This window comes from Mangrovicoccus algicola, from assembly GCF_014903745.1.
GTDB lineage: Bacteria > Pseudomonadota > Alphaproteobacteria > Rhodobacterales > Rhodobacteraceae > Mangrovicoccus > Mangrovicoccus algicola.
This window is the reverse complement of the sequence record NZ_JACVXA010000075.1, coordinates 1-19,974: the sequence shown is the minus strand read 5'-3', so window position 1 is coordinate 19,974 and position 19,974 is coordinate 1. Positions and strand designations below refer to the sequence as shown.

Annotated in this window: 17 protein-coding genes; 4 read left to right on the top strand and 13 right to left on the bottom strand. The window is 70.5% G+C overall.

The window, feature by feature from the left end:
* Nucleotides 1–8 precede the first annotated feature (8 nt).
* Both ICN82_RS18355 and ICN82_RS18350 read right to left on the bottom strand, forming a co-directional pair.
* Nucleotides 9–1,373: an NAD(P)/FAD-dependent oxidoreductase gene (locus ICN82_RS18355; RefSeq protein WP_193185838.1), complete on the bottom strand. Its 1,365-nt coding sequence runs from the start codon at nt 1,371–1,373 to the stop codon at nt 9–11.
* A gap of 158 nt (nt 1,374–1,531) precedes the next feature.
* A complete protein-coding gene (locus ICN82_RS18350) occupies nt 1,532–2,995 on the bottom strand; it encodes an alkaline phosphatase D family protein (RefSeq protein WP_193185836.1) in 1,464 nt (487 codons plus the stop codon).
* Nucleotides 2,996–3,156: 161 nt separating this feature from the next.
* On the opposite strand from ICN82_RS18350, the gene ICN82_RS18345 reads away from it, so the two are divergent.
* The 3 genes from ICN82_RS18345 to metH all read left to right on the top strand — a co-directional run bounded on the left by ICN82_RS18345 (nt 3,157) and on the right by metH (nt 8,087).
* On the top strand, nt 3,157–3,702 hold the full coding sequence (locus ICN82_RS18345) for a helix-turn-helix domain-containing protein (RefSeq protein WP_226898594.1): 546 nt from the start codon (nt 3,157–3,159) through the stop codon (nt 3,700–3,702).
* A complete protein-coding gene (locus ICN82_RS18340) occupies nt 3,699–4,259 on the top strand; it encodes a GNAT family N-acetyltransferase (protein ID WP_193185830.1) in 561 nt (186 codons plus the stop codon). The genes ICN82_RS18345 and ICN82_RS18340 overlap by 4 nt, the downstream gene beginning before the upstream one ends.
* A gap of 69 nt (nt 4,260–4,328) precedes the next feature.
* The gene (gene metH / locus ICN82_RS18335; protein WP_193185827.1) at nt 4,329–8,087 is read left to right on the top strand and encodes a methionine synthase; all 3,759 of its coding nucleotides are present in this window, start codon (nt 4,329–4,331) and stop codon (nt 8,085–8,087) included.
* 54 nt (nt 8,088–8,141) lie between these two features.
* Here the strand turns inward: metH and ICN82_RS18330 are convergent, their stop codons facing one another.
* From ICN82_RS18330 to ICN82_RS18305, 6 genes are all read right to left on the bottom strand, one after another.
* Nucleotides 8,142–9,644 carry a tripartite tricarboxylate transporter permease gene (locus ICN82_RS18330; RefSeq protein ID WP_193185824.1) on the bottom strand — a complete coding sequence of 501 codons (1,503 nt, stop codon included), beginning with the start codon at nt 9,642–9,644 and terminating at the stop codon, nt 8,142–8,144.
* A gap of 24 nt (nt 9,645–9,668) precedes the next feature.
* Nucleotides 9,669–10,163, bottom strand: coding sequence for a tripartite tricarboxylate transporter TctB family protein (locus ICN82_RS18325; protein ID WP_193185821.1), 495 nt, complete (start codon nt 10,161–10,163; stop codon nt 9,669–9,671).
* Nucleotides 10,164–10,218: 55 nt separating this feature from the next.
* Nucleotides 10,219–11,181 (bottom strand): tripartite tricarboxylate transporter substrate binding protein, encoded by a 963-nt coding sequence (locus ICN82_RS18320; protein ID WP_193185818.1) that lies wholly within the window; start codon nt 11,179–11,181, stop codon nt 10,219–10,221.
* Between the two features lie 66 nt (nt 11,182–11,247).
* The gene (locus ICN82_RS18315) at nt 11,248–11,901 is read right to left on the bottom strand and encodes a 2-dehydro-3-deoxy-6-phosphogalactonate aldolase (protein ID WP_193185815.1); all 654 of its coding nucleotides are present in this window, start codon (nt 11,899–11,901) and stop codon (nt 11,248–11,250) included.
* The gene (locus tag ICN82_RS18310; protein ID WP_193185812.1) at nt 11,894–12,859 is read right to left on the bottom strand and encodes a 2-dehydro-3-deoxygalactonokinase; all 966 of its coding nucleotides are present in this window, start codon (nt 12,857–12,859) and stop codon (nt 11,894–11,896) included. Before ICN82_RS18310 ends, ICN82_RS18315 begins: the two co-directional genes overlap by 8 nt.
* On the bottom strand, nt 12,856–13,653 hold the full coding sequence (locus ICN82_RS18305; protein WP_193185809.1) for an IclR family transcriptional regulator: 798 nt from the start codon (nt 13,651–13,653) through the stop codon (nt 12,856–12,858). Before ICN82_RS18305 ends, ICN82_RS18310 begins: the two co-directional genes overlap by 4 nt.
* 146 nt (nt 13,654–13,799) lie before the next feature.
* On the opposite strand from ICN82_RS18305, the gene ICN82_RS18300 reads away from it, so the two are divergent.
* A complete protein-coding gene (locus ICN82_RS18300; protein WP_193185806.1) occupies nt 13,800–14,573 on the top strand; it encodes an SDR family NAD(P)-dependent oxidoreductase in 774 nt (257 codons plus the stop codon).
* Between the two features lie 46 nt (nt 14,574–14,619).
* Here the strand turns inward: ICN82_RS18300 and ICN82_RS18295 are convergent, their stop codons facing one another.
* The 5 genes from ICN82_RS18295 to ICN82_RS18275 form a co-directional block, all read right to left on the bottom strand.
* Nucleotides 14,620–15,396, bottom strand: coding sequence for a MetQ/NlpA family ABC transporter substrate-binding protein (locus ICN82_RS18295; RefSeq protein WP_193185803.1), 777 nt, complete (start codon nt 15,394–15,396; stop codon nt 14,620–14,622).
* A 31-nt stretch (nt 15,397–15,427) separates the two neighbouring features.
* Nucleotides 15,428–16,102, bottom strand: coding sequence for a methionine ABC transporter permease (locus tag ICN82_RS18290; RefSeq protein ID WP_193185800.1), 675 nt, complete (start codon nt 16,100–16,102; stop codon nt 15,428–15,430).
* Entirely contained in the window at nt 16,092–17,150 is a 1,059-nt protein-coding gene (locus ICN82_RS18285; RefSeq protein WP_193185797.1) for a methionine ABC transporter ATP-binding protein, read from the bottom strand. Before ICN82_RS18285 ends, ICN82_RS18290 begins: the two co-directional genes overlap by 11 nt.
* Before the next feature lie 100 nt (nt 17,151–17,250).
* Complete coding sequence (locus ICN82_RS18280) at nt 17,251–18,708, bottom strand: MDR family MFS transporter (RefSeq protein WP_226898593.1); 1,458 nt, start codon at nt 18,706–18,708, stop codon at nt 17,251–17,253.
* A gap of 383 nt (nt 18,709–19,091) precedes the next feature.
* Nucleotides 19,092–19,898, bottom strand: coding sequence for a COG3904 family protein (locus ICN82_RS18275; protein WP_193185791.1), 807 nt, complete (start codon nt 19,896–19,898; stop codon nt 19,092–19,094).
* Between the last annotated feature and the right edge of the window lie 76 nt (nt 19,899–19,974).

Below are 19,974 nucleotides of genomic sequence, written 5' to 3'. Positions count from 1 at the left end.
GCCTTGCGCTATCGCGGCGCGGCTGCCGGGCCGTCCTGCCGCGCGACCAGGCCGCGGGGCGGCGGGGCGGCGACCCTGCCGAACCGCTCCAGGCGGAAGGGGGCGGGATCGACGCAGGGCGCCCCGCCCGTGACCAGGTCCGCCGCCAGCCGCCCCGCCCCCGGCCCGATGCCGAATCCATGGCCGGAATATCCGGTGGACAGGACCAGGCCCGGGATCGACGTGGCCGAGATCACCGGCACCGCGTCGGGGGTCACGTCCATCATCCCCGCCCAGGTTTCGACGGTCTCGAAAGCTCCCGCCGCCGGAAAGCGCGCCGCCCATTCCCGCCTGGCCCGGGCCAGGAGGCGGGGATCGGGGCGCGGGTTCCAGATGCGCCACGGCTCGGCCTCCATCGGCGCGGGACCGGCAGGGTCCCAGCTGCGCGCCATGCGGGCCTCCTCCAGGAAGGTCCGGCCGAGCGAGAGCCGCAGCTCGTCGCGACCGGCGATCAGGGCCGGCAGGAAGCGGCGGAACAGCCGGAAGCTGTCGGGCGTGATCTGGGCGGGGGAGCCGCCGCGATAGGCCAGGGTCAGCCCGCCATCCAGCCGTTTGCGCACCCCTATCCCGGCATCGCCGAGCGCGATGTCCGGTGCCCCGGGCATCGGGGCGCTGCGCATGACAGAGCCCTTGATCTTCAGCACCGGCAGCCCGATGCCCAGATTGCCCGCGAACAGCCGCGACCAGGCCCCGCCGGCCAGCACCGCCGCGCGGCAGCGGATGACCCCGCGTTCGGTGATCACGCCTGCCACCGCCCCCGCGGCGGTTTCCAGCCCGCGCGCGGCACAGCGGGTCAGGATCGCGACGCCGCGCTCCTGCGCGGCGCGGGCCATGGCCGGCACGGCGATGGACGGTTCCGCCCGCCCGTCCCCGGGGGTGTGAAGCGCGCCGAGGACCGGCGGTGCATGCTGCGGCATCAGCCGGGCGAAATCCGCCGGGGACAGCCAGCGCGCATCGATGCCGAAGTCGCGGGCATCGGCGAAAGCCGTCTCCAGCGCCCTCAGCTGGCGCCGGCTCCGCGCGGTATAGACCACGCCGCTGCGGCGGTATCCGGTCTCGCGGCCGATCCGCCCGGCCATGGCGTTCCACAGTTCCAGCGACAGGATCCCCAGCGGGTATTCCGCGCGGTCCCGCCCCGAGCAGCGCACCCAGCCCCAGTTGCGGCAGGACTGTTCGGCGGCGATCTCGCCCTTTTCCACCAGCGCCACGCGCTGGCCGCGTTCGGCCAGTTCCAGCGCGGCGGTGACCCCGGCAATGCCGCCGCCGATCACCACTGTATCCACCTCGCCCGGCATTTCGGGCGTGGGGACGACGATATCGAGCTGAGGATGCATCCAGGCCCCGGTTGGTTTCTTCAGATCGGCAGGCCCGCCGTCATGACGGCGCCGTCCGGCCGCTGATGACACGCGCCGCGGCGGTTGCAAGGGCCTTCGGCCGGGCACGCCCCGCCAGGGCCTCCCGGGATGCATATGCCGCAGCGGGCGCGCGCCGCTCAGAGCGGCAATGGCGGGGTCGGTCCGGCATGTTCCAGGTCCCAGGATGCGCTCCATCGCGCGCCCCGGCGCTCCAGCAGCAGCCAGTTGCGTTCCGCCGCATAGCGGTGGCGCTGTCCGGGCAGCGGGCGGATGCGGATCGGATGGCCCGGCAGGGGCGCCTCGCCCAGGCTGGCCAGCGTGCCCAGCGTCCGGGCCCAGGCGGCCGGCGGCGGGCGATGGGCGATCCCCGAGGCGACCAGCTGGTTCAGCACCCGCCCGCCGCCCAGCTCCATCTCGGTGCGGGTGGCCAGGTGGATCTCGCCCGAGACGGCGGTGATGTCCTGCCCGTCCGCGGCGGCCATGCTGCGCACCAGCTCCAGCATCCGACGCCATTCGCCGCGATGGGCCCGGCTCTGCCACTGGTCGCGCAGGTCGTCCTCGTATTTCTGCATCTGCGGCACGGCCATCATCAGGTATTCGAGGATCGACAGGCGCGGCCCCAGCAGCGGCACGCTGGACAGAAGGAAGGTATGGCCCGAAGAGGCGCGGGCCGCCTCCGCCTCGGCCATCGCCCAGCCTCCCGGTCCCATCACCTGCCGCCGCCCGCGTTCGGAGCGCAGGTCGGGCGCATAGAGCCGGAGCCCGGCGCCATGCACCGCCCAGCCCAGATGCCCGCCCGCCGGATCGGCGAAGCGCGGCGGCAGGTCCCCCTCGGCGGCTGCCGCCTGGAAGGTCAGGTAGGCCTCGCGCGCCGCGGCGAAGACCGCCTGCCCCATCGCCGAGGCCGTGGCCGCGCGCGACAGCGATCCCCAGCCGTCGCAGATGTCGTGATCGTCCCATTGCATCAGCGAGGGGATCCGCGCCGCCAGCGCCGCCAGGTCGGGCGCGGCATAGATCGCGGCGTAGCGCGCAAGGAACCTCTCGCGCAGATGCTCGCGCAGCCCCTCCATCGCCGCCGGATCGGGATCCTCGGGCCAGCTGTCCGGCCAGTCCTCGCTCAGCGGATGGCCATGGGTCACCTCGTCGGCATAGACCTGGTCGCCGCCATGCAGGAGCAGCGCGAAGGGCTGTGCCTCATGCGACGCGCGCAGCCGCGCCCACATGGCGTTGCGTTCCGATCCCTCGCGCTCCATGTCGCCGGTCTCCTCGCCGTTGCAGGAGACATAGGCCAGCCGCAGCGCGTCCGCACCGAGCCCCGCCACCGGATGTGCCGCGCCCTCCCAGCGATAGCTGCCTCCGGCCAGCGGCAGGGCGAAGCGCGCGCGGTGGATGTCGCAGCGGCGATAGCGGGCGATGACCGTGGCCGGAACCTCCTGCCCCTGCGCCGTCACCGGGCCGGGCGCCTGGCCATGCGGGACGATGAACAGCGCCGCCAGATGCATCGCCTCCGCGGTCAGGTCGTCGAGGAAGAGAACCGGGCCGATGATCCGCTCCGTCGCGGGCGCATCGGTCCCCGTCCCTGCCGCATCCGTGCTGCTCATCCTGTCGTCCTTCCTGCGCCGCGCCGCGGCATGTCGGTCTGCCGTCAGGGGCATCTAGGGGCGCCCCGGCCCCAAAGGAAGGGAGGGCGGTGACGCGGGCGGAGACGTGCTTGACGAAATTTCCGAATCCGGGAAATATCCCGGATATGGATCACGCACATATGTCACAGGCCGCCGCGCTGGCCCGTCACCTGCGCGCGCTGCGCGAGGCGCGCGGGCTCACCCTTGCCGCGCTGGCCGAGCTCAGCGGCATCAGCCGCGCCACCCTGTCGCGCATCGAGACCGCCGAGACCAGCCCAACCGCCGGGACGCTGGGGCGCATGGCGACCGCCTTCGCGCTGCCGGTCTCGCAATTGCTGGCACCGATGGAGGACGGGTTCCAGGCGCTGATGCGCCGGGACGCGCAGCCGGTCTGGCAGGATCCGGATCACGGGTTCACCCGCCGCAGCCTGTCGCCGCCCTCGGGACGGCTGCGGGTGGAGATGATCGAAGGCCGCATCGCGCCGCACCGGCGCATCGCCTATGACGCCCCGGCCCGGCCGGGCCACGAGCATCACCTGTGCCTGCTGGAGGGGGCGCTCTCGGTCACGGTGGAGGAGCTGCGCCACGACCTGCTCCCGGGCGACTGCCTGCGCTACCTGCTTTTCGGCGCCACGGTCTTCGAGACCGGCCCGCAGGCGGCCCGCTACGTGATCGCGCTGGCATGAACGGGATCGAGATTGTCCGTGCGGATGCCGCCGCGCTTGACCGCGCCTGCGGCGATCTCTGCGGGGTGCTTGCCGATTGCGTCGCCGCCGGGGCGGCGGTGGGGTTTCTCGCGCCGCTCTCCGCCGGGGCGGCCCGGGGGTTCTGGCAGGATACCGTGCGCCCGGCCCTGGCAGCGGGCGAGCGTCGGCTGTTCCTGGCACGGGATGCGGGACGCGTCGTCGGAACGGTGCAGCTTCTGATCGCGATGCCGCCGAACCAGCCGCATCGCTGCGAGATCGCCAAGATGATGGTGCATCCCGGCTGGCGGCGGCGGGGCATCGGCCGCGCGCTGATGGGCGCCGCGCTGGCCGCGGCATCGGCCGCGGGGCGCCGCCTCGTGACGCTGGACACGAAGCAGGGCGACGCGGCGGAGCCGCTCTATCGCGGCCTGGGCTTCGAGACGGCAGGGGTGATCCCGGACTATGCGCGCGATCCCGAAGGCGGCGGACTTCACGCCACGGTGCTGATGTATCGCCGTCTCGACCCTGAATTTGAGCCATTTTCATACTCACGTTGAGGATTATGAGTTTGGCTTCGGGCGGCAAAACGTATAGCGCGGGCGCGTCCGTGCGAAAGGTGCCGCGAAATGCTGAAACTCTCTCCCGTCTTCGACGAAATCCGCAAGACCGCGGCCGAACGCATCCTGATCCTCGACGGGGCGATGGGAACGCAGATCCAGCTTCTGGGCCTGTCCGAAGGCGATTTCCAGGGCTGCGGCGGCGGCGCGTGTTCGTGTCACCTGCCGCATGACTCGGACAGGCCGCAGCAGGGCAATAACGACCTGCTGAACCTGACGCGCCCCGATGTCGTCGAGGACATCCATTACCGCTATGCCATGGCGGGGGCGGATATCGTCGAGACCAACACCTTTTCCTCGACCACCATCGCCCAGGCCGATTACGCGATGGAAGGGGCCGTGCGCGACCTCAATGTCGAGGGCGCGCGGCTGGCGCGCAAGGCGATGGACCGCGCCGAGGCCGAGGACGGCCGCCGCCGCTACGTCGCCGGCGCGCTGGGGCCGACGAACCGCACCGCCTCGATCAGCCCGGACGTGAACAACCCGGGCTACCGCGCCGTGACCTTCGACCAGCTGCGCATCGCCTATGCCGAGCAGGCCCGCGCCCTGATCGAGGGCGGCGCCGACATCCTGCTGATCGAGACGATCTTCGACACGCTCAACGCCAAGGCCGCGATCTTCGCCTGCGAGGAGGTGTTCGAGGAAATCGGGATGCGCCTGCCGGTGATGATCTCGGGGACGATCACCGACCTGTCGGGCCGCACGCTCTCGGGGCAGACGCCCACCGCCTTCTGGCATTCGGTGCGCCATGCCGCGCCGCTGACCATCGGGCTGAACTGCGCGCTGGGGGCTGCCGCGATGCGCGCCCATGTCGACGAGCTTTCGACCGTTGCCGATACGCTGATCTGCGCCTATCCCAATGCCGGGCTGCCCAACGAGATGGGCGAATATGACGAGACGCCGGAGCAGATGGCGGCGCAGGTGGCCGAATTCGCCCGCGACGGTCTGGTCAACATCGTCGGCGGCTGCTGCGGCTCGACCTATGACCATATCCGCGCCATCGCCGAGGCGGTGAGGGACTGCGCGCCGCGCGCCGTGCCCGAACAGGCGCCGCTGATGCGGCTCTCGGGGCTGGAGCCCTTCGTGCTGACCCCCGAGATCCCCTTCGTCAATGTCGGCGAGCGCACGAATGTCACCGGCTCCGCGAAGTTCCGCAAGCTGATCACCAATGGCGACTATGCCGAGGCGCTGGACGTCGCGCGCCAGCAGGTCGAGAACGGCGCCCAGATCATCGACGTCAACATGGACGAGGGGCTGATCGACTCGAAACAGGCGATGATCGAGTTCCTCAACCTGATCGCCGCCGAACCCGACATCGCCCGCGTGCCGGTGATGATCGACAGCTCCAAATGGGAGGTGATCGAGGCCGGGCTGAAATGCGTGCAGGGCAAGGCGGTGGTCAACTCCATCTCGATGAAGGAGGGCGAGGCGCAGTTCCTGGAACAGGCGCGGCTGTGCCGCCGCTACGGCGCTGCCGTCATCGTCATGGCCTTCGACGAGACCGGGCAGGCCGATACCGAGGACCGCAAGGTCGAGATCTGCACCCGCGCCTATCGCCTGCTGACCGAAGAGGTCGGCTTCCCGCCCGAGGACATCATCTTCGATCCCAACGTCTTCGCCGTCGCCACCGGCATCGAGGAGCATGACAATTACGGCGTCGACTTCATCGAGGCGACGCGGCGGATCACCACCGACTGCCCGCATGTGCATATCTCGGGCGGCGTGTCGAACCTGTCCTTCTCCTTCCGCGGCAACGAGCCGGTGCGCGAGGCGATGCACGCGGTGTTCCTGTATCACGCGATCCAGAACGGCATGGACATGGGCATCGTCAATGCCGGGCAGCTGGCGGTCTATGACCAGATCGATGCCGATCTGCGCGAGGCCTGCGAGGATGTCGTCCTGAACCGCAAACCCGCCAATGGCGGCACGGCGACGGAGAACATGCTGGAGATCGCCGAGCGCTATCGCGGCCAGGGCGGCGCCAAGGGCCGCGAGAAGGACATGTCCTGGCGCGAATTCTCCGTCGAGAAGCGGCTGGAACACGCGCTGGTCAACGGCATCACCGAATTCATCGACGCCGATACCGAGGAGGCGCGGCAGGCCGCCGAGCGTCCGCTGCATGTCATCGAGGGCCCGCTGATGGCCGGCATGAACGTCGTCGGCGACCTTTTCGGCGCCGGCAAGATGTTCCTGCCGCAGGTGGTGAAATCCGCCCGCGTGATGAAACAGGCGGTCGCCGTGCTGCTGCCCTACATGGAAGAGGAGAAGCGCCTGGCCGGCGGGGCGGGCCGCGACAGCGCGGGCAAGGTGCTGATGGCCACCGTGAAGGGCGATGTCCACGATATCGGCAAGAACATCGTCGGCGTCGTGCTGGCCTGCAACAATTACGAGATCATCGACCTGGGCGTCATGGTGCCGGCGGAAAAGATCCTGCAGGTGGCCCGCGACGAGAAGGTCGACGTGATCGGCCTGTCGGGCCTCATCACGCCCTCGCTCGACGAGATGGTCCATGTCGCCGCCGAGATGGAGCGCCAGGGCTATGACATTCCCCTGCTGATCGGCGGGGCGACGACCTCGAAGGTCCATACGGCGGTGAAGATCCATCCCCGCTATGCCAAGGGCCAGGCCGTCTATGTCACCGATGCCAGCCGGGCGGTCGGCGTCGTGTCCTCGCTGCTTTCGCCGTCGCAGGTGGCGGGCTATGTCGAAGGCGTGAAGGCCGAATACGCCGATGTGGCCGAACGCCATGCCCGCGCCGAGCTGGCGAAGAAGCGGATCAGCCTGGCCGATGCGCGCGCCAATGCGCTGGCGCTGGAGCATTCCGGCACGGCCGCCCCCTCCTTCCTGGGCACGAAGGTCTGGGACGGCTGGGACCTGGCCGAACTGGCGCGCTATATCGACTGGACGCCGTTCTTCCAGACCTGGGAACTGAAGGGCGTCTATCCGCGCATCCTGGAGGACGAGAAGCAGGGCGAGGCGGCGCGCGCGCTCTTCGCCGATGCCAAGGCCATGCTGGCGCAGATCGTCGCCGAGAAATGGTTCACGCCCAGGGCGGTGGTCGGGTTCTGGCCGGCCAACCGCGATGGCGACGACATCCGGCTGTTCACCGGCGAGGACCGCGCCGAGACCCGCGCCATGCTGCATACCCTGCGCCAGCAGAGCGCCAAGCGGAGCGGCCGCCCGAATGTGGCGCTGGCCGATTTCGTCGCGCCCGAGGGCACGGCGGATTACGTCGGCGGCTTCGTCGTCACGGCAGGCCCCGAGGAGGCGCAGATCGCCGCCCGGTTCGAGGCGGCCAATGACGACTATTCGGCGATCATGGTCAAGGCGCTGGCCGACCGCATCGCCGAGGCCTTCGCCGAGCGGATGCATGAACTGGTGCGTACCGAGCTCTGGGGCTATGCGGCCGAGGATTACACGCCCGAGGAGCTGATCAAGGAACCCTATGGCGGGATCCGCCCCGCCCCCGGCTATCCGGCCCAGCCCGACCATACCGAGAAGACGACGCTGTTCGAGCTTCTGGATGCCACGGCCGCCACGGGGGTCGAGCTGACCGAGAGCTTTGCCATGTGGCCCGGCTCCTCGGTCTCCGGGCTCTACCTCGCGCATCCCGACAGCTATTATTTCGGGGTGGCCAAGGTCGAGCGCGACCAGGTCGAGGATTACGCCGCCCGCAAGGGCATGGCCGTGGAAGAGGCCGAGCGCTGGCTGGCGCCGATCCTGAACTACACGCCCGGCGGCGGGGCCGCCGGCGTGGCGGCCGAATAACCCGCAGCCCGGGAAAAGCAAAAGCCCCGCCGGAGCGATCCGGCGGGGCTTTCTTCAGGCGGCGCGGTGGCGGCTGCCGCGTCTCTGCCAGAGCCATCGCAGCAGCGGCAGGAACAGCGTCAACAGCGCCAGCGCCAGGAGCGCCACGGTGATCGGCCGCGTCCACAGGAAATCCAGGCTGCCATTGGACAGCGACAGCGCGCGGCGGAAATTCGCCTCGGCCATCGGCCCCATGATCAGCGCCAACACCACCGGCGAGGCCGGGAAGCCGTATTTCTGCATGAAATACCCCGCTATCCCCGCAACCAGCATGACGCCCACGTCGAACATCGAATTGTTCAGCGCGTAGGTCCCCACCATGCACAGCACCAGGATCGTCGGCGTCAGCAGCGCAGGCGGCACCTTCAGGACATTGCCCATGACCCGCATCAGCCCCAGGCCCAGCACCAGCATCGCGACATAGCAGAAGATCATGCCGGCAAAGAGCGTGAAGACCAGGTCGGCATGCTGCTGGAACAGCAGCGGCCCCGGCTGCAGCCCCTGCAGCGTCAGCGCCCCCAGCATGATCGCCGTGACCGCATCGCCGGGAATGCCCAGCGTCAGCATGGTCAGCAGCGCGCCGCCGGTGCAGGCATTCGCCCCGGATTCGCAGGCCGCCACGCCCGACAGCTCGCCCTTGCCGAAATTCTCGGGATTGCGCGAGAACCGCTTGGCCTCGTTATAGGACACGAAGGCCGCGACATCCGCGCCCGCCCCGGGGATCATGCCCATCAGCACGCCCAGCCCGGTGGAGCGCCCGATGGTCGGCAGGACGCTGCGCAGCTTGTCCCAGGGCGGCAGCAGCCGTCCCAGCCGCGCCGCCTGACCCAGCCGGCGGGCAGGATCCTCCATCGTCTTGAAGGCCTCCGCCGCGGCGAAGAGACCGATCATGACGGGAATGAAGGGCACCTCGTAGAGGTCGGGAAAGCCGAAGGTGAAGCGCGGGAAGCCGCCCATCGGGTCCAGCCCGATCGTCGCCACCAGAAGCCCCAGCATCCCCGCGATCAGCCCCTTGACCGGCGAGGCGCCGGAGATCGAGGAGATGATGGACAGGCCGAACACCGCCAGCGCGAAGCTTTCGGGCGCCGAGAAGTTCAGCGCGAAGCCTGCCAAGACCGGCGCCAGGAAGATCAGCACCAGAACCGAGCCCGTGCCGCCGATGAAGGAGGAAACCGTCGCCGTGCCGAGGGCAAGCGAGGCCTGCCCCTTCTCGGTCAGCGCATAGCCGTCCATCGCCGTGGCCGCGGCGGCAGGCGTGCCGGGGATCTTCAGCAGGATCGCCGTGACGGAGCCGCCATAGACCCCGCCGAAGAACACCCCCGAGATCAGCAACAGCCCCGGAAGCGGGTCCATCCCGAAGGTGAAGGGCAGCAGGATCGCCACCCCCATCGTCGCGGTCAGTCCCGGCATGGCGCCGATGAAAATGCCGATCACCACCCCGATTGCGGCCATGACCAGCGCCAGCGGGCTGGATGCCAGCGTGGCGACCCCCTGGAAGAGCATAGAGAAATCAAACATCTTTACCTACATCCTTCGTCCGGCTCAGCCCGCGCCCAGTTCGAGAACCGGCAGCGGCACGTTCAGGCCCCAGGAAAACAGCAGCCAGATCGCGGCAGAGGCCGCGACCGCATAGACCGCGTTTCCCAGGATCTGGCGCCGTCCCATCAGCCAGATCACGGCATAGAGAAAGAGCGCCGCAGTGACGGGAAAGCCCAGATGGGGCATCGCCGCGATGGCCACGGCCACCGCCGCCACGGCCAGGGCGACGCGGATCCGCGCGCCCGGCGGCGGCGGCAGGGCGGCTGCATGGGGGGCGCGCACCGTCTCGACGGCGCAGATCGCGCAGAGCACGATCAGCACCACGGCATGAAGCACGGGAAAGCGCGCGGGGCCGACATCCGTGGGCAGCGTGTTGGGCGGGAAGTCGCGGGTCAGCACGATCGCCGCCACCGCCACCACGGTCACCACCGCAAGCAGCACCAGCGCGCCCGCACGGTCGCCGGGCGTCAGCGCCCGGTCCGGTCCGGTATCGTTCATGGAAAGGATCCTCCTGAAATCCGGGCGGCGGCCACCGCCGCCCGGCGGTCCCGGATCAGCGGGCCATGCCCAGTTCGGTCATCAGCTCGCCGAAGAACTCGTCCTGCGCGGCGATCTTCGCCTGGAAGGCATCGGCGTCCATATAGGCGTGGTTGAGGTTCATCTTGGCCAGCTGCGCCTTGAATTCCTCGGACTGCCCGGCCGTCGCGGCCACCTCGCGCAGAACGCTCAGCGCCTCCTCGGGCAGGCCGTTGGGCACCAGCACGCCGCGCCAGGTGCCGACCGACAGATCGACGCCCTGCTCCTTGAAGGTCGCCACGTCGGGGAAGGCGGCGACACGTTCATCGGCCATCACGCCCAGCATCCGCAGCTCGCCCGCGGCGACGAAGTTCGACACCTCGGCCGGGCTGACGCTGACGGCCTCGATATGCCCGCCCAGAAGCGCGGTGACCGCCGGGGCCGCCCCCTCGAAGGGGATATGGTTGAAGGTCGCGCCGACTTCCTTGCCCAGGGCCTCGGCCGCCAGGTGCCAGATCGCGCCGGTGCCGGAATTGCCGATGCGCACCGTGCCGGGGTTTTCCTTGGCATGGGCCAGGAATTCCTCGAGCGTCTGCCAGGGCGCGTCGGCCTTGACGGTGATGGCCGAAGGGTCGGCATTCAGCTGCGCGATGGCGGTGAAATCCGATGCGGTGAAGCTGGCCATGCCCATATGCGGCAGCATGGTGATCTCGGCCGTGCCCAGCCCGATGGTGAAGCCGTTCGGCCGCGCCCGCGCGATGCCGGTCAGCCCGACCGCGCCGCCGCCGCCGGTGCGGTTGACCACGCCGATCGCCTTGGCCAGCGACTGGTTGGCGATATCGGCGAAGGCGCGCGCCACCAGGTCGGTGCCGCCCCCGGCGGAATAGGGAACGATCATCTCGATCGTGCGCGACGGGTATCCCGCCGCCATTGCGCGCCCGCCCAGCGGGATCGCGGCCATGGCGCCAAGCGCCGAGAAGGTGAAACTACGTCTGTCCATCGTTATCCTCCACAGGAAAATGCGACCCGGAAAAGGGAAGAGGGGTCGCGGAACACGGTTAATGCATCAGGCGGGCACGCCCGCGGACGGGAAGGCCGCCACGAAGGCGCGGGCATTGGCCGCGACCGTCGCGGCGCTGTCGCCCGGCCGGTAGAGCGCGCTGCCCAGGCCGAAGCCCGCGACACCCGCCTCCAGGAAAGGCGCCATGGTCGCGGGCGCGATACCGCCCACCGGCAACAGCCGCGTGCCCTTGGGCAGCACCGCGCGCATCGCGCGGATCGCGGCCGGGCCGACCAGCTCGGCGGGGAAGATCTTCAGCGCATCGGCCCCGGCGGCCAGCGCGGCAAAGGCCTCGGTGGGCGTGGCGACACCGGGGATGCAGATCAGCCCGGCCGCCTTGGCGGCGCGGATCACCTGGGTGTCGGCATGGGGCATCACCGCCAGCTCGGCGCCGGTCCCGGCCAGCCGCGCGACGGCCTCCACGGTGGTGACGGTGCCCGCACCCACCAGCACCTCGGCGGGCATCTCGGCGCGCACGGCGGCGATGCTGTCGAAGGGATCGGGCGAGTTGAGCGGGATCTCCATCAGGCGGAACCCGGTTTCGGCAAGGGCGCGGCAAACCGGCAGGGCCTCGGCGGGGGTCAGCCCGCGCAGGATCGCTACGAGCGGCAGGTCGGCCATGGCGCGGTCGAGGCGCGCCTGCAGATCGGTATCAGACATGGCTGGTCTCCTTGGTCCGGGACACGAGCCCGGCATCTTGGGCAAAGCGGAACAACCCGGCCGGGGCGGGGTTGCCGGGAGGGGCGTCGGGACGGCGCCCCAGAAGGGTTTCCAGCGCCAGCGCATAGCGGCGGGTCAGCGCCCCCTCGCCCACCAGCAGGAGCGGCCGGTCGGCATCCAGCGCCGCGGCGGCATCCAGAACCTCGCGCCCGATCAGGAGCCCCGAAAGGTAATCGGGCAGATCCCCGGGCGGCAGCGCGCCGGTCAGGCCCAGCGTCCGCACGCTGAACAGCGCATGGGTCAGACCGCCCTCGCGCGCGCGCTCCAGCCCGCGCCGGAAGGCCGCGTCATCCGGGGTCGGGGCCGCCTCGGCGGGCATCAGCCGCCCCAGGATCGAATGGGCGCGCAGCACGGCGAAGATCTCGCCGGTCATGTAGGTGGCAAAGCGCACCACCTGCCCCGCCTGCATCTGCGCCCATTTGGAATGGGTGCCCGGCATCACCATCAGCGCATCTGCCGCCAGGCCGGGATGGGCCGCCAGCATGCCGGCGATCTGGATCTCCTCGCCGCGCATCACGTCCGGGTCCTGGCCCGCGCCATCGGCGATCAGCCCCGGCGCGATGGTCACGCAATGTCCGCCGCGGGTCCGCAACGTGACGGCCGCGGCCGCCAGCCCCTCGGTGCCTGCCGGGCAGGACAGGTAGGGCACTTCGCGCCAGCCCTGGGCACTGCCGACCATGCCGGAGGCCACGACGGGCACCGGGGTCGCGGCCAGCCAGTCGCCGCAGATGGCCTCGAAGGCGGCCTCGAACCCGTCCTCCCCCGGCACCGGCAGGTGCTGGATGCCGCAGCCATCGGCGCGGGTTTCCAGCACGGTACCGTCCGGTCCCATCCGGTAGGCGCGCAGGCTGGAGGTGCCCCAGTCAAGCGCGACCAGCGCGGTGTCAGGCGAGTTCATTCGGGGGATCCTCCGAGGATGCGGGAAATCTCGGCGGCATGGGCCGCCACGACGGGACCGAGTTCGGCAAGCCGGGACTCGGGCATGAAGGGGACCGCGCTGGCGACGCTGAGCCCGGCCACGACCTGCCCGGTGGCGTCGCGCACCGGGGCCCCGGCGCAGCGGATGCCGTATTCGTTCTCTTCCAGGTCGAAGCAATAGCCGCGCTGCCGGGCCTCCAGGAGGTCGGCGCGGAACTCCGGCCAGGGGCGCGGCGGGACGCGGCCGGGATGGGATTTCTGGATCTCGGCGGCGGCGCGCCACAGCGGTTCCCAGCGCGGCTCGGGCATGGCCAGCATCATCGCCTTGCCCAGCCCGGTCAGCGCCAGCGGCATCCGGTGCCCCGGGCGCGAGCGCATCTCCAGCCCGCGGGTTCCCTCGATCTTGTCCAGATACAGCACCTCCGCCCCGTCCGGCACGCCCAGATGGACGGTATCGCCGGTCAGATCGGCCAGCCGCCGCAGCACCGGTGCGGCCAGCGCCTGGACCGGGCGCTGCTGGCGGGCGCGCTCGCCCAGCGAGATCAGCTGCGGCCCCAGCAGGTAGCCGCCCTGCGGCAGGTGATGCAGATAGCCCGCGGCCACGAGGCTGGAGAGAAGCCGGTGCACGGTGCTGCGCGGCACGCCGAGCGCGCGGCCGATCCCCGCGGCATCCGACACGCCCTCCGACACCAGCCGGACCGCCTCCAGCCCGCGCATCAGCGTCTGGGTGCCCTTGGCCGGGCCTGCCGCCCTGCTGCCGTGATCTTCCTCCATCGACTCGCGTCCTCCTCGCGGCAGGGACTATGAATCATGTCCCGGAATGTGTCAAATAGTTAAACTATGTTCCACATAGTGGGAATAAGTGGCGAATCGGACCCGACCCGCGAGGCGGGGGCCGGGCCGGAACAGGAGGAAAAAGCATGTATGAGGATCTCAGGGGCCGCCGGGTGCTGGTCACCGGCTCCAGCCAGGGGATCGGCCTGGCAGTGGCACGGGCCTTTGCCGGGGCCGGGGCGCTGGTGGGGCTGAATGCCCGCCGCGCACCCGAGGGGCTGGACGATCTGCTGGAGGATCTGGGCGGGCCGGAACGCGCGGCCTTCTTCGCGGGCGACCTGTCGCAGACCGAGGCCTGCCGCAGTCTGGTGGAGGACTATGTCGCCCGTTTCGGCGGCATCGACATCCTGGTCAACAACGCAGGTGCCCTGGTCGGGCGCACGCCGCTGGAGGAGATCGACGATGATTTCTACGCGGCGGTGGGCGACGTGAACTGCCGCTCGGCGCTGATGTGCACGCGCTTTGCCCTGCCGCATTTGCGCAAGGCGGCGGCCGATGGCGGAGAAATGTCCTCGGTGATCCTGGTGGGCTCGATCGCGGGCAGCGCGGGCGGCGGGCCGGGCGCGGGACTGTACGGCGCGGCCAAGGCCTGGCTGCAGAACATCCAGAAGAACTGGGTGAGCTTCCATACCGGCGACGGCATCCGCTTCAACACGGTCTCGCCGGGAACGGTCGACACGGCCTTCCATGCCGACAAGACCGATGCCGCGCGGCAGGCGATCTCGTCGGGGATCCCGATGGGGCGGTTCGGCCGGCCCGAGGAAATGGCACCCGCCTTCCTGTTCCTCGCCTCCAACCGGAGCGCGGGCTACATCACCGGCCAGGTGCTGGAGGTCAATGGCGGGCAATACATGCCCTGACCCCCGGGGGAAAGGCAGGGGCGCCCGCAGGCGCCCCGCCAACCGCTTACCAGGAGGTCAGGACCGTGCCCTGGTACTTCTCGTCGATGAAGGCCTTCACCTCGTCGGAGTGATAGGCCTCGATCAGCGGCTTGACCCAGTCGGCCTGCTCGTCGCCCTGACGCACCACGATGATGTTCACATAGGGATTGTCGGCCTTCTCCATGGCGATGGAGTCGGTCTTGGGGTTCAGCCCCGAGGCGATGGCGTAATTGGTGTTGATCATCGCCGCGTCCAGATCGGCCAGCGAACGCGGCAGCTGCGCCGCGTCGAGTTCCTGGAACCGCAGGTTCCTGGGGTTCTCGGTGATGTCCAGAACGGTCGGCACCAGCCCGGTGCCCTCGGCCAGGGTGATCAGCCCCAGATCCTGCAGCACCAGAAGCGCGCGGCCGCCATTGGTCGGATCGTTCGGGATGCCGACCGTGGCGCGGTCCTCCAGCTCGTCAGGTCCCGCGATCTTGTCGGAATAAAGCCCCATCGGCGTGGTGATCGTCGTCGCCACCGGCGCCAGGGCGAAACCGCGATCCTTCATCTGGTTGTCCAGATAGGGGCCGTGCTGGAAGGAATTGGCCTCGATGTCGCCATCGGCCAGCGCCTGGTTCGGCACCACGTAATCGGAGAATTCGATCACGTCGATATTCAGCCCCATCGGCGCGGCGACCTTGGCCACCTCTTCCATGATCTCGGCATGCTCGCCCGGGGACACGCCTACGCGGATATCCTGGGCCGCGGCCATCCCGGCCGACAGGGCCAGCGCGGAAGCGAGGGTCATAAGCTTCTTCATCGGGAAACTCCGTCTTGTTGATCTTGTCAGGTCAGGCGCCGCGATTGCGCGGCGCACGCTTGTCCACCTTCCGCGCGATCCATTCGCCGATGCTCTGGGCGAGCTGGACCATCACGATCAGGATCACCACCACCATCGCCATCACGTCCGGCATGAAGCGCTGGTAGCCGTAGCGGATGCCCAGGTCCCCCAGGCCCTCGCCGCCGACCGCGCCGACCATGGCGGAATAGCCGATCAGGCTGACCACGGCCAGGGTCAGGCCCAGCGTGATGCCCGGCAGCGCCTCGGGGATCAGGACCTTGGCGATGATCTGCAGCGGCGTGGCCCCCATCGCGCGCGCCGCCTCGATCAGCCCGCTATCGACCTCGCGGATCGCGTTCTCGATCAGCCGCGCGATGAAGGGAATGGCCGCGATGGTCAGCGGCACGATGGCGGCGGTGGTGCCGATCGAGGTGCCCGCGACCATCCGGGTGAAGGGGATGATCGCCACCACGAGGATGATGAAGGGCACGGAGCGGGTGGCATTCACCACGATGCCCAGCACCTTGTTGACCAGCGGCGCGGACAGCAATTCGCCCTTGCGCGAACAGGCCAGGAAGGTGCCGACGGGCAGCCCGCAGAGCGCGCCGATGACGGTCGCCACGGCGACCATGTACAGGGTCTGCCAGGTGGCCTCGGCCAGCATGGCAATCAGGTTAGCCGACATAGCCCAGCACCTCCGTGCGCTGTCCGCGTGTGTCCAGGTAATGGCGCGCCTCGGGGCCGCGTTCGGCCGCGACCGAGATCAGCAGGTTGCCGAAGGGCTGGGCGCCGATCTCCTCGATCGCGCCGGCGAGGATGTTGACCTCCAGCCCCAGCGCGGCGCTCATCTCCGCCAGCAGCGGATCGGTCGCGTTCGCGCCGAGGAAGGTGATGCGGATCACCTCGCGCGACGGGCCCGCAGGCGGATCCAGCTGCATCCGCGCGGCGATGAATTGCGGCAGGGTCACGCCGGTCACCCCCGCCAGGAAGGACCGCGTCGTGGGATGCGCGGGCCGGGTGAAGATGTCGTAGGTCGCGCCCTCCTCGACGATGCGCCCGCCCTCGATCACCGCGACATGGCTGGCGATATCGCGCAGCACCGCCATTTCATGGGTGATCATCAGGATGGTCAGGCCGAGATCGCGGTTGATGTCGGCCAGGAGCCGCAGCACCGTCTGCGTGGTCTCGGGATCCAGCGCCGAGGTCGCCTCGTCCGACAGCAGCACCTTGGGCCCGGTCGCCAGGGCGCGGGCGATGCCGACGCGCTGCTTCTGCCCGCCGGACAGCTCTGCCGGATAGCGGTCGGCCAGGGTTTCCAGGCCGACCCGCTCCACCAGGTCCTTCGCCCGCCGGGCCGTCTCGGCGGCGGGAACCCCGGCGATCTCCAGCGGCAGCGCCACATTGCCCAGGACGGTGCGCGAGGAGAGCAGGTTGAAATGCTGGAAGATCATGCCGACATCGCGGCGGATCTCGCGCAGCGTGGCGCCGCGCGCCGTGCCGACATCGCGCCCGCCCACAGTGACCCGGCCCGCGCTGGGACGTTCCAACCCGTTGACCATCCGCAGGAGCGTCGACTTGCCCGCCCCGGACCGGCCGATGATGCCGGTGATCGCCCCCGGCGCGACCGCCAGGTCGACGCCTTCCAGCGCCGTGACCGTGCGGCCCTTTGAGGTGAAGCTCTTGCCGACGCCCTCGAAGGCGATCGCGGCGCCGGTCGTGCTGTCGCGTTGCATCTGTCGTCCCGTCAGGCCGTGGTTACGATTCGGCCGACCGTAGACCAGCGCCGGGCGGGCAAGGCAACCCCGAGCCGGCGCCGGAGCGGAAGAAACCGGCTCAGACCCCGTCCGCGGCGCGCGGCCGGCGCATCAGGAAGCTGGTGGCGATCATCGCCACAGCCACGATCCCGCCGGTGACGAACCCTGCCCGCACGCCCGCCGCCGTGGCTGCCTCCGGATCGGCGCCCCCGGCGGCGAGCCCGGCGCTGCGCAGCGACATGACCGACACGAAAAGCGCGATCCCCGCCGCCCCCGCGACCTGCTGCGCCGTGCCGAGGATCGCCGAGCCGTGGGAATAGAGCTCCTTGGGCAGGGATCCCAGCGCGGCGGTGAAGAGCGGCGTGAACAACAGCGCCAGCCCGATGCTCAGCAGCACATGCGCCCCCAGCACCTGCCAGACCGCCGATCCGGCCCCCAGCGCCGCCATCGACCACAGCCCCGCCGCGGCGAAGACCGATCCGGGAATGACCAGCCGCCGCGCGCCCGCGCGGTCATAGGCCCGCCCGACACCGGGCGCCAAGAGCCCCATGATCAGCCCGCCGGGCAGCAGGACCAGCCCCGCCGCGACCGGCTCCATCTTCAGCACGACCTGCATGTAGATCGGCAGCAGGATGATCATCCCGAACAGCGTCACCATGCAGAAGGCCATCATCGCCACCGCCACGCGGAACACCCGCACGCGGAAGGTGCGCAGATCCAGAAGCGCGCGGCCCAGAGGCCCCAGCCGCAGCTGGCGGCGCACGAAGGCCGCCAGCGCCAGCGCGCCGATCCCCAGCGAGGCCAGCGCCGGCAGGATGCCCCCCGCGCCATGGCCTTCGCCGATCGCGGAGAGCCCGTAGACCAGCCCGCCGAACCCCGCCGCCGACAGCGGCACGGAGACCAGGTCCAGGGGGGCGGGCCGCAGCTCGGCGACATTCTGCAGCCGCGCCTGCCCCAGCCCCAGCGCCCCCAGCCCGATCGGCAGCACCAGCCAGAACATCCAGCGCCAGTCCAGCAGGTTCAGGATGATCCCCGAAATTGTCGGCCCGATGGCCGGGGCGACCGAGATCACGATGGAGATCTGGCCCATGGTCCGGCCGCGGCTTTCCGGCGGGACCAGCGTCATCACCGTGGTCATCAGAAGCGGCATCATCACGGCCGTGCCGCAGGCCTGCACGATGCGCCCGAAGATCAGCATGCCCAGCCCCGGCGCCAGCGCGCAGAGCGCCGTGCCCAGGCTGAACAGCCCCATGGCCAGCGCGAAGACCGGCCGCGTCTGCATCCGCTGCAGCAGGAACCCGGTCACAGGGATCACCACCGCCATGGTCAGAAGGAAAGCGGTGGTCAGCCACTGGGCCGCCGCGGCCGTCACGCCCAGATCGCCCATCAGCCGCGGCAGTGCCACGCCCATGATCGTCTCGTTCAGGATCACCGTGAAGGCCGAGACCAGCAGCAGAAGGATCACCTGCCGGTCGCGGGCGGAAAGCGCCGCGACCTGGGACGCAGAGGCGGGGCCGGGGGCGGGATCGGTCTGCATGGACATGCCTCGGGATGGCTGGGCGGCAGGGACGCGGCCGGAAACCGCGCCGCCTCTGCCCCATAGGCCGCAGCCTGCCCCCGCGCAAGCCACGGCGGCATGCGCGGGCTCCGCTCTGGCCCCGCCCGGGCCGCGTCACGGCGCCCTGCCCGCCGGTCGCACGGGACCCGGTCCCGCGCAATGGCCGCGATGGCACGGGGATGGCATGTGATCCGCCCCGCGCGCGGGGGCGCCGGCTGCCTGCCCGCGACACGAACGCCATTGCGGCGGCGGACCCTGGCCGGAGCTGTTGCACGCGCCGCCCCGGCCATGTGCCATGGCAGAACCCGAACCCGCAGGTTCCCGGCGCCTCCTGTCCGGCCGGGACTGCCGGGCGCGGCCGATCAGTCGGTCAGCGCCGTGGCCAGGTCATAGCCGGTCAGCTCTTCCTCCGTCAGGATGTAGATGGCATCGGCCGGCGTCTCCAGCGCGGGGATGCGCAAGAGCGGATCGACCCCCATTTCCTGCAGGAACCGCATCGCCTCCGCCTCGCCCTCCTGGATCGAGGCGACGCCGACGAAAAGCGGCAGATAGGCGTTGCGGTCGTAATAGGACTGGTGCACCCCGACCCGCGCGTCGCGCGAGACGCTGCGCACCGTGCCGCCGGCCAGCATGTACGGACAGGCCGACAGGCAGGCCGCGCCCGCCACCATCCGGGTGGGCAGGTCGCGCGCGCGGATCTCGCGGCCGATCTCCAGCGCCTCGGCCACCACCCCGCCGGGGCTGTGCAGCAGGATCGCGTCGGGCGGCTCCATCGCCTCCAGCCGGTCGCGGAACCGCGCGGCCGCCCCCTGGTCGATCGTGCCGGTCAGGCTGAGCAGGGTTTCATCGCCGCGCGCCACCGTCTCGATGCGCAGGCTGGCAGGCAGGCCCGACAGGTCCGGCAGGGGCTGTCCCGGCGCGGGGTCGGGCCGCATCGTGCCGGGGGCGGCCGGGACATCGCGGGGGCGATAGCGGCGGGTCTGGTCATCGGGGCCGACCGGCTGGGACGGATCGAAGCCCGGCAGGGCCGGACCGCGCCAGCGCCCGGGATCGAGAAGCCCGCCGGCCTCGATCACCACTGCCGCGCCGATCAGCACCTGCGCCACGATGCAGGCGGTCATCACCCGGCGGATGCCGGGCCCGCGGGGGCGGGCCGCTGCGCCGCTCATTCGGCGCGCGGCACGGCAGGCACCGGCACGAAACGCGGCGGCGTCGGCGCGGCCTCGGCTTCCGGCTCCGGCGGGG

What these genes read in the sequence shown, in the direction of transcription:
- ICN82_RS18345 (WP_226898594.1), top strand. Translation starts at nt 3,157, where the DNA reads ATGTCACAGGCCGCCGCGCTGGCCCGTCACCTGCGCGCGCTGCGCGAG.
- ICN82_RS18280 (WP_226898593.1), bottom strand. Translation starts at nt 18,708, where the DNA reads ATGCAGACCGATCCCGCCCCCGGCCCCGCCTCTGCGTCCCAGGTCGCG.
- ICN82_RS18320 (WP_193185818.1), bottom strand. Translation starts at nt 11,181, where the DNA reads ATGGACAGACGTAGTTTCACCTTCTCGGCGCTTGGCGCCATGGCCGCG.
- ICN82_RS18275 (WP_193185791.1), bottom strand. Translation starts at nt 19,898, where the DNA reads ATGAGCGGCGCAGCGGCCCGCCCCCGCGGGCCCGGCATCCGCCGGGTG.
- ICN82_RS18305 (WP_193185809.1), bottom strand. Translation starts at nt 13,653, where the DNA reads ATGGAGGAAGATCACGGCAGCAGGGCGGCAGGCCCGGCCAAGGGCACC.
- metH (WP_193185827.1), top strand. Translation starts at nt 4,329, where the DNA reads ATGCTGAAACTCTCTCCCGTCTTCGACGAAATCCGCAAGACCGCGGCC.
- ICN82_RS18315 (WP_193185815.1), bottom strand. Translation starts at nt 11,901, where the DNA reads ATGTCTGATACCGATCTGCAGGCGCGCCTCGACCGCGCCATGGCCGAC.
- ICN82_RS18330 (WP_193185824.1), bottom strand. Translation starts at nt 9,644, where the DNA reads ATGTTTGATTTCTCTATGCTCTTCCAGGGGGTCGCCACGCTGGCATCC.
- ICN82_RS18295 (WP_193185803.1), bottom strand. Translation starts at nt 15,396, where the DNA reads ATGAAGAAGCTTATGACCCTCGCTTCCGCGCTGGCCCTGTCGGCCGGG.
- ICN82_RS18340 (WP_193185830.1), top strand. Translation starts at nt 3,699, where the DNA reads ATGAACGGGATCGAGATTGTCCGTGCGGATGCCGCCGCGCTTGACCGC.
- ICN82_RS18355 (WP_193185838.1), bottom strand. Translation starts at nt 1,373, where the DNA reads ATGCATCCTCAGCTCGATATCGTCGTCCCCACGCCCGAAATGCCGGGC.
- ICN82_RS18350 (WP_193185836.1), bottom strand. Translation starts at nt 2,995, where the DNA reads ATGAGCAGCACGGATGCGGCAGGGACGGGGACCGATGCGCCCGCGACG.
- ICN82_RS18290 (WP_193185800.1), bottom strand. Translation starts at nt 16,102, where the DNA reads ATGTCGGCTAACCTGATTGCCATGCTGGCCGAGGCCACCTGGCAGACC.
- ICN82_RS18325 (WP_193185821.1), bottom strand. Translation starts at nt 10,163, where the DNA reads ATGAACGATACCGGACCGGACCGGGCGCTGACGCCCGGCGACCGTGCG.
- ICN82_RS18310 (WP_193185812.1), bottom strand. Translation starts at nt 12,859, where the DNA reads ATGAACTCGCCTGACACCGCGCTGGTCGCGCTTGACTGGGGCACCTCC.
- ICN82_RS18300 (WP_193185806.1), top strand. Translation starts at nt 13,800, where the DNA reads ATGTATGAGGATCTCAGGGGCCGCCGGGTGCTGGTCACCGGCTCCAGC.
- ICN82_RS18285 (WP_193185797.1), bottom strand. Translation starts at nt 17,150, where the DNA reads ATGCAACGCGACAGCACGACCGGCGCCGCGATCGCCTTCGAGGGCGTC.